4 protein-coding genes are annotated in these 14,270 nt (G+C 54.8%); 1 reads left to right on the forward strand and 3 read right to left on the reverse strand.

The annotated features are described in order from the left end of the window. Positions 1 to 47 precede the first annotated feature (47 nt). Positions 48 to 5,984, reverse strand: a complete 5,937-nt coding sequence (locus ACKC9G_RS11045; RefSeq protein WP_411405254.1) for an AvrE-family type 3 secretion system effector — start codon at positions 5,982 to 5,984, stop codon at positions 48 to 50. Positions 5,985 to 6,170: 186 nt separating this feature from the next. Beyond that, positions 6,171 to 7,298, reverse strand: coding sequence for a trypsin-like peptidase domain-containing protein (locus tag ACKC9G_RS11050; RefSeq protein ID WP_411405256.1), 1,128 nt, complete (start codon positions 7,296 to 7,298; stop codon positions 6,171 to 6,173). 67 nt (positions 7,299 to 7,365) lie between these two features. Here ACKC9G_RS11050 and ACKC9G_RS11055 point away from each other — a divergent pair, with 67 nt between their 5' ends. Then, on the forward strand, positions 7,366 to 8,133 hold the full coding sequence (locus ACKC9G_RS11055) for a Nif3-like dinuclear metal center hexameric protein (protein WP_411405258.1): 768 nt from the start codon (positions 7,366 to 7,368) through the stop codon (positions 8,131 to 8,133). An 82-nt stretch (positions 8,134 to 8,215) separates the two neighbouring features. Here the strand turns inward: ACKC9G_RS11055 and ACKC9G_RS11060 are convergent, their stop codons facing one another. Then, positions 8,216 to 13,909: an AvrE-family type 3 secretion system effector gene (locus ACKC9G_RS11060; protein ID WP_411405260.1), complete on the reverse strand. Its 5,694-nt coding sequence runs from the start codon at positions 13,907 to 13,909 to the stop codon at positions 8,216 to 8,218. Between the last annotated feature and the right edge of the window lie 361 nt (positions 13,910 to 14,270).

The raw sequence follows: 14,270 nt of genomic DNA on the forward strand, positions 1-14,270 counted from the left end.
GCTCATTTGAAAGCCCTGTTTATATAGGCGTGGAAGATTGTCGGCGCTTATTCCAGTTCCTGCCCATGCTGTGCGGCCAGACTGGCGGCAGCTTCGCGCGTTGAGTCATCGCCTTGGGCTGCTTCCCCCAGAATTGAGAAACTGCGCGGGCTGTCGCTGTTATCCGAGGGGTAATTGAAGTAAATCTGCCCAACCATCTTGTCCATGGAAACTGCTGAAACGCTGCTGCCACCCGCAATGACCTGCAGTGGAGTGAAGGTTTCAGTGAGCTTGCCTGACTCCATCACCTTGATATCGCGGATGCGAAGGTTGTTTGGGTCTTGCACCAATTTGGCCACGTCCGCCCCTGAAAATTCCCGGTTGGCCATATAGCGCTCGGCGGCTAAGCGGATATTCGGTTTGAGCTCCATGGTCACCTTGCCGATGGCATTGGGGGTTTTGCGAAGGCCTTCAATCAGGGCGTTCAGTTTCGGGTCCTGGGTGGCAAATTCCTCCAATTGTTTGGCGGCGGTGGTGGCTTTGCCGGGGGATAGATGCGAGAGCAGCACCTGTGTCAGGGATTCCTTGTTCAGCTTGCGCAGGTTGGTGTAGGTCGTGCTGTATTTGACCTCTCCCAACTGGCAGGTCTGGTTTTTGTGGGCCTGCGCCCGGTTCCCCATCGCAATCAGATCGTTAATGGCCTCACGCTGATCCAGTTTCGGATCAAGACGGCTGGTGAAGTAGGTTTCCAGTCGCGCCAGCTTCATCAGATCAAGCTCATTAGCGTCAGGGCGCTCATTGAAATCCTGGCTTTCCAGATTGCGGATTTCCTCCAGTCGGCGCAGGGTTTCCTGATCAGTGAAGTGGCTTTCTAACTCGGTAATCAGCTTGCTGACGGCATCGTGGGGCAGGGGGCCGGGCTGTTTTACCTGAACATCCACTTGCTTGGTACGTGAATCCTCAAAAGTGACCCGGCCTTCCACGCCATTAAAGGCACCGTAATCCTGCAGCTGGTGATTGCCATCCTCGGTGGCATTGACGCTCAGGTAGGTCTGCAGCCACAGGCCTGCCGAAGCGTTGGCACTGTTAAAAAGACCGTACTTGGTGCCGGTGATATCGCGTTTGCCGCCTTCGGCCAAGTCCTCATCCACGGTGCGGGCATAGTGAGCGATATTGGCACCGAGGGTGATGCCCGCCTCGCCACGAATACGGTTAAAGGGGTTGCTGGTGCGCGGTGTTGTGTCGGAACCCGCGCGGACACCAAAACGACCGTTCATATCGAAGCTGTAGGAGAGAGTGCGGCCATGCTTGTTGGCGAAATCGACCCCTTGCTGCATGAGATCCTCAGGAGTGGCGGTGCCGTCCACCAGTCCGTTGACGAAACTCTCGATATCATTTTCGGCGATGCCAAACTCAAGGCCGCTGCGTGAGGTATGGCCAAAAACGTTGGAGGCAACGAAGCCTGCGCGAAGGTCAAAGCCTGCCAGTTGTCCGCCGCCGACATCGGTATTGAAGGCGGTTGAAAACGCCGGATTATTCACTTCGACGCCGCTCATGATGGGCAATACGTTCTGGCCAAAGAAACCGCCAAGGCTGATGCCCTGGGCCTTGTTCTTGCCCATGGTGACGTAAAGATCACCTTCGTCACGCATAAAGGTTAAGGAGCGGGATACTCCTGAGGTGGCGCCGGCCATCACCGAAGTGAAGATGGCCAGCTGGGTGACCGGGTTATAGAGCGTGTTTACGCCGCCTTCATAGGCGCGGCCAAAGGAGACTGAATCGCCTTCGCGCAGGGACTGGATGACCTCCGTCATGGCCGCTTTAAGTTCTGCCTTGTCTGTGGCATCCAGTGCTGAGCGGCTGGTCATGGCCACGCCGTGATCGTCTTTGGTGAAGGCCTTGATAAAGCCCTTGGCGGTGTCGTAATTGTTTTCGAGATCCTTGAGATTGCCGTGACCCATGTCGCTGAAGGCGCGAACGGGATGATTTCGGTAATCATTCTCGCGCAGGTTGAGGAAGTCCTGACGAATACGGGTCAGGCTTGCTTCATTGATGGGCTCATTCCCCAGGCTGTGGTCTTCCAGGCGCGTCAGAATGGTGTCCAGCTGATCCAGCACCGTTGTGTTCAACACCAGACGAGCCTTGGTCATGCTGGCTTCATCTTTGGTGTCACGACGACGCGAGCCGACTTCATCGCGGGTATGGGTGAGCCTTACGCCGCGCTCATCCAGTGCCTTGAGGAAGCGGGCCGCTTCACTGTTAGTGGATTGCATGCCATTGCGATCCCAGACCGCTTTTAGCTCCTGGGTGAGGTCATGATCGTGGGCCTGCACGCCGGTATTTTGATGTTTGGCCTTGGGTTTGGGTTTCAGTACGCCATGCTGATCCACCAGATTGGCCTTCGCTGCCACCAGTGACAGGGCGTGATAGGTGGAGCGGTCCAGCTCATCGCGGAAGGATTTAATATCATCCAGTAAGCGCTGACCGTCCTCGCCCAGCGAGGCCAGGTTCTCTGCGGGGTTTGGGTTGCGCAAGCGGTGCAGGCGCTGATCCAGCGGCTGGCGGGGCGCGCCATGCTGTGAGTTGCGGGTGTGCAGTGCGGTGTAAAGGTCATGCATGCTGTCATACACATCCGCGAGTCCGTCACGCCCCTTGTACTGATGCTGAATCGCCTGAGCTGAAATCTTGACCGGGCGCGGTGTCTGCATATCCATGCGGAAGTAGTGAGCGCGTAGGCGTTCACGAAAGCCACTTTGAATATTCTGTTTTTTCTCGATGTTGCTAAAACCCAGTGCTCCGGCTTTCAGAGTGACTTCGCGGCCCATGATGCGTTTGCTTTTTTGAGCATCGGCAAGGCGCTGGAACTTGGTGTCAAAAGGCGTGGAGGCGGAAACATCAGGCGGGCTGGCGGCGTTGCCTTCCTGCCAGCTGCCATCGGTATTCAGGTTCCATGACTGGCCGTTCTGATTCAGTGTCAGCTGTTGTTGATTCTGGGTGGAAATATGCGCTGGCTGACCGGCTTCGGCGGTATTTGTGCTGCCGGGGGCCGCGAGAGGTTGCCACTGACTGGTCTTGTCGGCATCGGCGCGGCTCCAGACATCCACAGGCATCCGCATCACGGTGCCCTTGTCGGTGAGGCCAATCAGGTTTTTGCGGCGATCAAAATAAATGCTGCTGAGAGTCTCGCCTTCAGGCAGGCCTGTGTTGGTCAGCTGTAAAGGCTGGTGCTTGGGGGTATGGTGAGCGCGGGAATGGTTGAAAACCGTGGCCTGTCCCTGCTCATCCAGTGCGATGTAATGGTGGGAATGGATGACCGCTGCGCTGACGTATTTGTCCTGCGCGGTGCCGCCCAGCAACTGGCCGCTTATGCCAGGCTGATTGCGCTGGATGCCGAGGTTATAGATGTTCGCGCCCATCACCTGTTTATCACTGGCGCTGGTGAAGGCGAGGCGTCTTACCTGGCCATCGGCCACCACGTAACTGTTGCCATCCAGACCGCGGCTAACGTTCCTGATGGTGTGAGCGCCCGGCATTTCCTGCCAGGTTTTAGTGAGCGCATCGCGGTATTGCAGGCGACCGCCCTGGGTTTTCATGCTACCGAAACGATCAAGATGCACGCTGGCGCTCTCGCCCGGTTCAGTGCGAATGCCGTTTTTATTGGAGAAGGACAGGGTGTCCGACAAATTCCAGCTTGGGCTCAATTCGCCGCGGCCTTGTTCGAGGCAGCTGTGCAACTGGCCGCTTCGGCCCTGCACAATGGCGTTCAGGTTTCCGCGACTGTTGGTAAAGAAACCTTTGATGGGGTGTTCATCACCATACTCTTCCAGCTCGGTGGCATGATGACGAAGGGGAATGGAGCCCTTGGCATTGGGATTCATCTCATTGCTCAGAGAAACGCTGTACAGCTCGCCATGGCTATCCGCGATATAGAGATTGTCACCACTGACGGCCACGTGAGCCGGGCGGCCGGGTTCGATGCTTTGGCTTGGGTCTTTCGCCACATAAGCATTCAGATGAAAGCGGAAGCTGCGCTGACTCATGGAGCCATCACCGTTGGGCGTCATCAGGCTGACCTGATGCCCCTGCTGTTCATCCAGTACCAGGGCTGCAATCCGGCCGTTGGCATCGCGGTGGTGAGAGTGAATGGGTTTGTCTGATTCAAACAACACCTTCTGCTCTGCCGAAAGATCACGCAGCTGGAAGTGCGAATCGCTTAGCGCTGTCTGTGCCGTGATATGGCCGCCACTGCTTTGTAATTGTGACCAGGGGAGGGCTGCTGGTCGTGCGACCGGGTTCCAGCTCAGGGTTTTGCCATTGAAGCGCAGCAGCTGGTTGTCGTGCATGCGAAAGCTGTTATCGCCACTGTCCTGAAAGATGCCGTTAATCAGTCCGTGATGGTGCCGGTCCGGCAGATCCACCTGCGCCTGAACCTGCACCACGCTGCGCGGCAGGCTGGTGTGCATGGCAATCAGGCCGGTGTCGTTACTGCTCAGGTAATGGGAAAAACCCGCCGTGTCTTTCAGGTAGGCGCGGCTACCGTAGGGCGTGTCGCCGTGACCAATCTGTTTAACTTCGGTGAACTGGCGGCCGTGGGCGCCGAGGGTCTTGGAGAGAATTTCCTTCATCTCCGGTGAGGTTCTGGATTGAAATTCCAGCGTCCCGTTGTCTTTCACGGCAAGCTGGAATTGCAGCCCCTGGCCCTCCATCGGGGTTTCAGGTTCAGGCGCTTTGATGCCTCGTTTACGAAGCTTGTTGATGGGGTCGCCATTGCTGTGATGGGTCGCCCAGTGCTGCGCGCGTTTGAAAGGGTTGGTGCGTTTGGTTTTGGTTGTTGGCGCATCGTCGGATGCCGATGTCTGACTGCTGGCGGAGCTGTCTGTGTTCTGTGTGTATTCCGTCCCGGCCGAACTGTTTGAGCTTTGAGAGCTGTGTGTCTGATCTGAGCGGTTTGTTGTGGCAGGCGTCAGTGCCGGGGAGTGAAGCTCAGAATCGAAGGCATCATGGTTATTCAGCATGTCATCCAGTTTTGCCTGCAGTTCCTGCAGCGGTGTCAGCTGCGTGCCAGGCGTGTCCGGTTCTCGCCCCCTCTGGCTGGCGCCGTCCAGGGTTTCCCCGGGCTGATCCTGAGTGTAAACATCCAGCAGTGAGTCCCAGTAGCCGCGGCTTTGCTGGTGTTGCAGGCTGGCGCCGTCGTCGACGGAAGCGTTGTCCGTTGGATGGCGGCTTTCTGCGCTGTTGCGACTGTCGCTGTACTCGCTGCTGGCATCATAGTCGCTTTCAGGCTGAGGCTGGCGAAAGCGAGAGGATGGTGGCTGGATGCGTTCATCCACCGAGTTATGGCGGTCAGTGTCGGTCGGGGCGTAGAGGTTGCCAGCATCAAAGGCGGAGTGGGTCGCTGTGTCTGAGGCGGGGGGAATGATGGAGGAGTGCTCGCTGGCCGAGTCCCTCAGGCTGAGTTCAAGGGATGACAGCGCGCCCTGGGTTAAAGGCGTGTGAGTGTTCAGTGCCGGGTTGCGAACGCTGAGGTTCGGCGCGCGGTGGTAATCCTCAGGCGCGGCATTATCAGCGAAAGGACGCGGTTCCACACGGGGCTGGGGGCGGCGCTCCTGACTTGGCATGGGAGACAGCTCAGGACGCTGGTTTTCGTTAAAAGGCGTGCCGGGTCGGGCGGGCGCCGCCTGGTTCATGCGCTGGGCATCCAGTTGGCTGGGTGTTTCAAAGCGCCCGGATGGCTGTTTGGCACTTTTGAGCTTGGCTAAAGGGTTGCTCAGGCTCTCCCGCATTTTGGTGAAGCTGCTAAAACGATGGCGGTGAGAGCCCTTGCCGGGTTGTTGATTGACGTCCGGGTGTTGCGGATTCTGGGAATTGAGCGCGGCAACGGCATCGCTGCGGCTGGCGGATTGAGTGTGCTGACGAAAGCGGGAGCTGTGCGAATTCTGGGGTGTTGAGGTGTCAAGAGAAGTCACGCCCTGAGAGGGGCGCAGGCGGTCAAAAATATGCGGCACTGCTCACATCCTTTTTTGAAAATCATTGCAGCCCTAACGAATTTCCTCCTTCCTTGGGGTTTCGCTAAGGCTCTGAAAAACAAACGGAATTAACTAGGTGACGTTTTTTGTCAGTTAGTTCCCTAAAGAAATATAGGTGCTGTCCCTACGAATTCCAAACTTTGTTTTTCATCATGATTTTCAATGTCAGCGTAGGCTTGCTGGTCGTTTGCCCACCTTGACCTGAATGTCAGTTTCGTTTTGTCCTCTAAGTATATGGAGCATCACTTTCGTATCCGGCTTCATTTGGGAAATCTGATACAGCGAATAGTTGTTGCCCATAACTGCTTTGTTGTCGATACGTGTGATGATGTCGCCAACCCGTAATCCGGCCTGTTCGGCTGGCCCGTCCTGATACAGGGAAGTCACCAGAAGTGCATCGGAGGAAGCGTTATCCTTGCTCTGGGTTTTAAGCTCCTGGGTTTCGACACCCAGCCAGCCGCGGATCACCTCGCCGTACTGGACCAGGTCCTTGACCACCTGATTCACCATATTGGCCGGAATCGCAAAACCAATGCCCTGATAGCCGCCGGATTTGGAAAAAATCGCGGTGTTGATGCCGAGTAATCGCCCCTGAGTATCAACCAGCGCACCGCCCGAGTTGCCGGGATTAATGGCAGCATCCGTCTGAATAAAGCGCTCGAAGGCACTCAGGCCAAGCTGAGCGCGGCCTTTAGCACTGATGATACCCATGGTGACGGTCTGGCCGACACCAAAAGGATTGCCAATCGCCAGCACCACATCGCCGATGCGGGCGGTTGAGTCATCGGTGGTTTTGATCACCGGCAGGTTGGGCAGATCAATCTTTAACAGGGCGAGGTCGGCATCCTGGTCACTGCCTATCACCTTGGCATCGGCTTCGCGGCCATCGCGCAGGGCCACCTTGATCTCATCGGCGTTATTGATCACATGGTGATTGGTGACGACGTAGCCTTTGCTGTCGATGATGACGCCTGAGCCCAGACTGGACTGAATGCGATCCCGCGTTGGTGAGTCCGGCAGGTTAAAGAAGCGGCGGAACAGCGGATCGTTGAGTAGCGGGTGAACCGGAACTTTCTGATAGGTACGGGTGTAAATGTTAACGACCGCAGGCGCGGCCTGTTCAACCGCATCGGCATAACTGGCTGGCCCCTGTGCCGGAATGGCACTGACGGCAGGCGCCTGGGTGGGAGCTTCAGTAGGGCGGTGCCAGGCCAGAAGCGCAGCGCCCACAGCAACCCCGGTAATGGCTGGCCAAAGAAAGCTTCGGCAGGTGCTAAGCCATGAGGTTTTCATTCACGGGACCTCCTGTTAACGTGCTCGCTAACATAAGACTACCCCTCGGGGGATTCAAGGAGCACCCATGACGAATCACGTTTCTCTGCACGAAGTAGTCAATGAAGCAAACCGAACCCTGCAGCCGTCAGCGTTTCGTGATTACTGCCCCAATGGTCTGCAGGTGGAAGGAAAGCCCGAGGTTCGCAGGATTGTCTCGGCCGTGACCGCCAGCCTGGAAACCATTGAGCGCGCCATTGAGCTTAATGCCGATGTGCTTTTGGTTCACCACGGCTACTTCTGGAAAGGGGAGGATCCGGTTGTCACCGGAATGAAGCAGCGCCGGCTCAAGGCGCTGCTAACCGCAGGGGTGAGTTTGCTGGCCTACCACCTGCCCCTCGATGCTCATTCCTCGCTGGGGAATAATGCTGAGCTAGCGCGTTTACTGGGCTGGACGGTCGAGGGTGGGCTTGATACGGCAGACAAGTTTCCCGTCGGCTTCGTGGGTACGCCCAAGCCGAAAACCACTATTGCGAGCCTGAGCGCTGATATTGAGGCACTGACCGGTCAGGCGCTATTGCGTGTCGGCCAGGGGCCGCAAGAGATCAAACGGATCGCCTGGTGCACCGGTGCTGCCCAGTCAATGATTCAGAAAGCCTATGATCAGGGCGTGGACTGTTTTATTAGTGGCGAAATTTCTGAGCCCACCGTGCATGCCGCCAATGAGTTGGGTATCCATTACATTGCTGCGGGTCACCATGCCACTGAACGCTACGGCGTGCAGGCTCTGGGGGCGCATCTGGCGCAGCAGTTTGGTATCGAGCATCAGTTTGTGGATCTGCCGATTCCAGTGTAAGTGCGGCGATTCACGCCTGTTTCAACCTGGGTAAGCCGCCTCTCGAGGTTGATCGGGAGGCGGCTTTTTGTTGGCGGCGGGCTTAGTCCTGAACGCGGAAGTTGCGGCGTTCAGAAAGATCCTTCGCTGCCGCTTTCAGGTCAGGTTGGTCGATAGCGACTCGCCCACCCAGATTGTACTGGTTGGGCAGCATGTCCAGAGGTGTCAGGTAATCCAGTGTGATGCGGGTATCGACGCTGGTCTGGTTGCTGCGGGTAAAGGTGCCGCCAGCGACGACCAGTCCCAGGCGGAATTTCTCATCGATATGCGCCCCGGTGACGACGCGGATTTCTTTTAGTCGTCGGCAGCCTGGGTCCTTTAGCATGGCAATGATTTCCTTGTCATGAATCGCGTGTTTGCCGGATGCCAGCATGCGGTCGATATCGGCCTTAACTTTGGGTTTCAGCTCGTAATTCATGATGACGGCGGCATCGTCCTTATATTTGATGCCATTAAGCAGTTGCTGAAGTCTGGGATCATAGAGCGTATCAATGTCACGTCGTCCCTGCAGCGTCGTGCTGTCCAGACCGGCGCTTTTGCAGATCTGCTCGACAAATTTCTTGTGGTTAAGGCGGTTAGTGTTTTTGTCCACCACCGAAAACTTCGTTTGCCCCAGTAAGAAGCCTTTATTGTCGGAAGCGAGTGAAAGATTGTAGAGGTTGTTCAGCTGCAGCATGACGTTCTTTTGCGCAGGTGTTCCCGAGTGCTGGTACTTCTCAAAGGTACTGAGCAGGTAGTCGAGCCTCTTCGTTGTCAGCTCTCCCTCCGTTTGCGGCTGCACCTTGAAGCTTTCCTTAGTCTTATGTGCGCCTTCCTCAATTCTCTCTATCGAAGCCTTGTCACTGAAGACTGACTTGAGTGTGTTCAGCATGTTGGCAAAGGCGTCGTAGGAGATGGTTTCAGGTAATTGGTAATGCAGCGCGGCAGTTTCCGTTTTGGAGAGGTCCAAAACGGTTGAGATGCCGAGGGCAGTGAGATTGGGGAAAGAGGCGATGCTGGAGGAACCTTTTTCTTCCTTTTTGAGACCCGCGCCGAATGCTGCCTGTCCTTCAACGCTGGCACTCACCTCAACTCTGCGTAATAACTGATTTTGATTGGTTTGAGTACGGCGCACTCCGCCTTCTGAGCGGAGTTTGTCTTCAGTGCGGCTGGTAATAGGGCCATCCACCTGGATACCCAGCCCGGCATCAAAGCGGGCTTCCACACTGTTTCCCGTCAACTCCGGGCCAATACCAGCGCGCAAGCCAAGGCGCCCTGAGGTATCGAGCGCGGCAGAAAGCAGGCGGCCCTTGCCGGAGGCGATGTCATCACCCATATCAAGAATGCCAAAGGGCTCAGGTTCGGTTTCGCCCATCAGTTTATTGAGCAGCTCCGGAATTTTGTCTTCATCGACCGTCATGCGGAACGTCGCGCGGTTGGAACTCGTTGCCGTTCCTGTGGTTGCCATGCTGGCGCGCAATTTTAGCGAGGTCATTGCTCCATTAACGTTACCTTGGAGCGCATCGTTTTGGTCCTCCAGATAGCCTAAAAGGTCTTTCCCGATAACGAAGCCGCTGGTCAGGCTCTGAGTCGCATGGCCATGGATCTGAACGATGATTTTTCCGCCATCCCTTTCAAAAGAGATGCCGCGTGACATGCCGCCGTTAACCCCAAGCAGCGGGTTGATAAAGTCCGGAGTCGGGAGGCCAAAGCCAACATTGACGCCGCCATCTCTGTTAATAGTAAAGCTGGTTGAGTGATCTTCCGGCAGCGCCAGGATGGAGGCTTGAAGCTTCTCTTTAAGCGCCACCGTGTTGTCGGCATCGAAGTGCGCTTTCATGGTCAGAGTGAGTTGGCTGCCTTCATCGCGAAGATACTTCTGCAATTTATTGATGTTGTGGCAAGTGTTTTCAGCCTGCTTGAAGCTGGCGATGCCAAAGCGCGAGAGCTGGTTAAGTCTGCTGCCTTCAATATCGCTGAAAAGGTTTTGGGCAATGTCTGCCAGGCTGGGCCGGGCTTCGCCTTCTTCCTCTGCCGCAGGTATTGCCTCGGCATCAACCTCAGGGTTTTCAAGTGCTTTGAGCAAATCGGCGATCCTGGTGAAGTTGTTCATGTTCTCCATCAGAGCTGCTTTGGCTAATGCCGAGCGGTCTTTTGTGTCGCGTGTTCGTCCAAGGCCAATCTCATCAACGGAATGGCCGAGGGTCAGCTGATGTCTCTTGAGTCTTTCCAGAAAGTGCCAGGCAGTGCTGCCTTTGGAGTCAATGCCATGATGCTTGAACAGGTCGCGAAGCTCATCGACCAGGTCATGGCCTTTTGCATGGTTTCGTCGTGTATGCCAGCTTTCCTGTTTTTGTCTTTTCAGGTTGCCTTCTTTATCAATATAGCCACTGTCTCCCGCCATGTTCATCAACAGTCGGCGGTTGTCGTTATCAAGGCGATTGGCCATTTCAACCAGCTTTGTTACCAACCGCTCGCGGGCTTGTTTTTGCTCAGGAGGAAGCTGGCTTGCTGCTGCCATACAGGCCAGCGTGCGATCATTAAAGTTGTAGGGCTCCAGTTCTTTGGCCGCGTGCACATTGGTATGGAATTGCTCCATTTCTCTTCGGCTTTTGGCATATACCGTGTCTTTAAGGTCTTTTTCTCCATGGTGACGAGCAGCAATAGCCTTGATTCCTGAGTTGAAGTGCTGCGGAAATCTTAAATTTTCCTGCATCCGGCTGAGTTGATTGCTGTGAGGCTTACGATCCCATTGGTTATCTGACAGACCTATCTTGGTGACAATGGTATTGAAATATTTTGAGCCGAATCGGTGTGACAGGCTCTTGTCGCGAACATCGGTAAAATGAGTCTCAAATGCATTGTTGCTTTTAGCATCTAAGGTGAGAGGTGTGCTGGCATGAGTTCCCGTTGCTGCATTGGATGGCTGCAATGCGCCTTCAGGGTCGCCCTGGGCTTCCCCGGTGCTGGCGGGTTGACTGCCTTCAGAAGAGGGCGCTCGCCATTCGCGGTTTTCGTCCAGTTCCCAGTGATTGTCACCCACCTGAATATGGAAAGACGACAGATCCCGGGAGGCAAAGAACACCTTGCCTGCATTTTCAGGGTCGCTTGCTCCGTCGGGAAGGGCTATTGGGCTCCATGAGTCACTGCGTCGATAGCTATCCCGGTTCCATGTGCTCTCAGGCAAGCTGTAGAGTTCGTTTTTTTCGGTCAGGCAGATCAGGTTGCGTTTTGAGTCAAGGTACAGGGACTTAGGCTTGTCATCCGTGGGAAAGTTATTCATGGCAAGCGTGTAGGGCGGGTTTTTTTCCGCATGGGTGCTGGCGTTATGCCGCCGCACAGTAATATTGCCATCCTGATCAAGAGCCGCGTAGTTCTCATCATTAATGATGGCTGCAGAGACAAAGTTGTCCGATGCATTGGTGCCCACCAGCATGCCACCAATAGTGGGCGTGTTCCGTTGTACGCCTGTGGCGAAAAATGAGTTACCCATGGGCATCTGGCTGGATTTCTCGGGGAAGTTCAGTTTCTTGATCTTTCCACCGCTGATGGCATAAAAGGCGCCATGGGAGCTTCGGGTAACGCTACTGACGTCGACGTCAGGGATTTTCTCCCAGCGACCACTGAGCGCATCCCGATACTCAAGCCGATTACTTTGAACGCGAGCAGCACCAAAGCGCTCAATATAAACGTGGTCTGAGAGTTCGTTTTTAGCGCTTAGTCCATTCTCATTGGTGATGCGGCGTCTATCGCCCATGTTCCAGCCAGAGTTGAAGTTGATGCCTTTTTTATCTTGGATGGCCGGGCAGCAATGGGTATAGCCGCTATCACCAAGCACCAGTGCATGTAAGTTGCCGGTACTGTCAGCAAAAAATTTCTTGAAGGCATGTTGGTCGCCCAGCTCATTGAGCTTGGTTTCCACATGGGTGAATTTATTGTTGGTCGTGTTAGTGGTATCGAGTTTAAACAGCTCACCAAGGGTGTCCGCCAGCAGCAGCTCGCCATCCTGAAAGGCCAGTTGGGCGGGTAAGCCCGGCGTGATATATCCGCTGGCTTTATTGTTGTCTTGCTGGCCAGGCTTTCTCAGAAAGGTGCCTTCGTACTCTTCCAGTTGAATAGGGATCTGCTTCTCGGTGGGAGTGAAGTCGCGTTCATTACTGTTCCAGCGATGCTGGATGATATTGGCCTGATAACCACCCTCAGGATTCTTGCTCAGTACGGCAAGATCGATGTTTCCATTCTCGTCGTTTTCCCCTGTTCTATTACCCATATCCAGGGTTTTGGCGTGGCTGAAAAAGGACGACAGAATAGGGCGGTCTGACTCATAGAGCTTTTTGGGCGAATCGCTTGAGAATGTTAAATCGTAAAGTGCAAAACGGTTATTGTCCGGATCGCTCATGGTGGCAATGACTTTGCCAGAGCTGAAAGTGAGGTCATGCCACTTCGCGGTTTCTGAGGCCTGAATCGTTGCAATGCGTGAGGGGTGAAGAATGGGGCGCCATCCTCCCTTTTTGTCATGGCTGTGATCGTAAATGAGTGGCTCGCTGTGATCGGTTCTGAATGTCTGGCCATTGCTATCAGTAAAGATGCTCATCGCATGACCAACAATATGACTATCTGGTTCCGGCAGAGGGGTTGCCTTGGTAAGTTGCGATGTCGGGTGACTTGAGCGCATGGCGATAATGCCAAACTCATCTTTATTGATTAACAGTGAAGTTCCGTTGGCGTCGACGGCATGGGCGCGGTAGCGTCCTTTCGGGTTGGTGTCGTCTTGCTCGTTGATAAGCTCGTTGAACGTCGTGAACTCACGTCCTGCCAGAAACAGTTTCAGAAAGGCTGCTGTGCTTTTTGACGAGGTTTCTTCGAAGCCGAGTTTACCATTGGATAACTTGAGTTCGATGCGATCGCCCTTGAAATCAAGTTGGTCGTAGCCTTCGACCTTGGGCGGGTTTTTCCGTGACTCTTTCGCCGCTTTTTTATCCGCTTTTAAAACTGCTTTTTCTTCCGGGCTGAGCTTTTTGAGCTTTCTGGACTCGGTGCCATCGGCATGATGACTGACCCAATGGCTCGCACGAGCCAGCGGGTTTCTGCTTTTGCCAGGGTCTCTGCCCGGTACGGTTTCTGACGTGTCAGATGTGAGTACGCGGCGTAGCTCTGGTGTCTGTGGGTGCGCATCCCGTCTGTTTTCGGCCAGTGCCAGGCCCGCTTCTCTGTCTTCATCGCGGCGTAGGCCATGCTCGCCAGTTAGGTTATTGACGGAGCTTTCCGAGGCAATATCACTGGGGACAGGGCTGCTTTTCGGCGTTGGGCTGAGATTCAGGCCCGCCAGAGCATCAGTGCCCGCAATTTCATCCAGTAAGAAATGCTCGTTCTCACTCTCGCCGGTAAAGGGAACATAGTCCGCTAACAGACCCTCGCTGATTGAGGGGGTAGCCTCGCGTTTATTGAGTCCGGGCGCTAAACCTATGCGGGAGTTGCCGCCTGGTGTTGCCGCTCTGTACTCGGCGCTGGAGTTTGAAGAGCGCTCAGGCGAAGGTGCAGCCGGAGTTCTGTTTGAAGGCTGGTTGGTGGCGCTGCGAAGAAAAGCGTTGCTGGCTTTTCGATTCGAGGGTCTGAACTTCTCTTTACTATGCTTGAGAAAGTCCCGAATGCTGCATGTCTTGTTTTTATGTTGCTGATCAGCAGGGCCTGACTGGCTTACCTGTGGGGTTGCGTTGGGGTAGTCATTATTTGCCAGGGCTACCGCTGGATTATGCATTGGTGCTGAGGCAGGAGTGTTCCTCTGCTGTAGGCCATCGCCAGTATTTTCTCTTCTCTGAGTTGCCTCAGTGTGATGAGTGCGATGAAAGCGTAAGCCAAGGTTGTGTAGAGTCACCTCAAGATCCTTTTGTTGTTGTTATATACAGCCAATTCTATAACGGTTGCTATGTTTTCTGTTTCTTAAATGCGGTTTACTGTTACATAGATCGGCATTTGAATAGCCTATGTCAAACTGTTATTTGCTTTATGTGTCCATAATGCTGTCACGGTTCAGCTTTGTTTCGCAAAATTTATTGTGCTGACGTGTATAGACAAGTTGGCAGCGGCCGGAGACTTGGGCGGGGTGAATTGCAGGCAAA

The organism is Pokkaliibacter sp. CJK22405, assembly GCF_046614695.1.
In the GTDB taxonomy this organism is placed as follows: Bacteria; Pseudomonadota; Gammaproteobacteria; order Pseudomonadales; family Balneatricaceae; genus Pokkaliibacter.

Coding starts and splice junctions, on each gene's coding strand:
- ACKC9G_RS11060 (WP_411405260.1), bottom strand. CDS start 13,909: ATGCATAATCCAGCGGTAGCCCTGGCAAATAATGACTACCCCAACGCA.
- ACKC9G_RS11050 (WP_411405256.1), bottom strand. CDS start 7,298: ATGAAAACCTCATGGCTTAGCACCTGCCGAAGCTTTCTTTGGCCAGCC.
- ACKC9G_RS11055 (WP_411405258.1), top strand. CDS start 7,366: ATGACGAATCACGTTTCTCTGCACGAAGTAGTCAATGAAGCAAACCGA.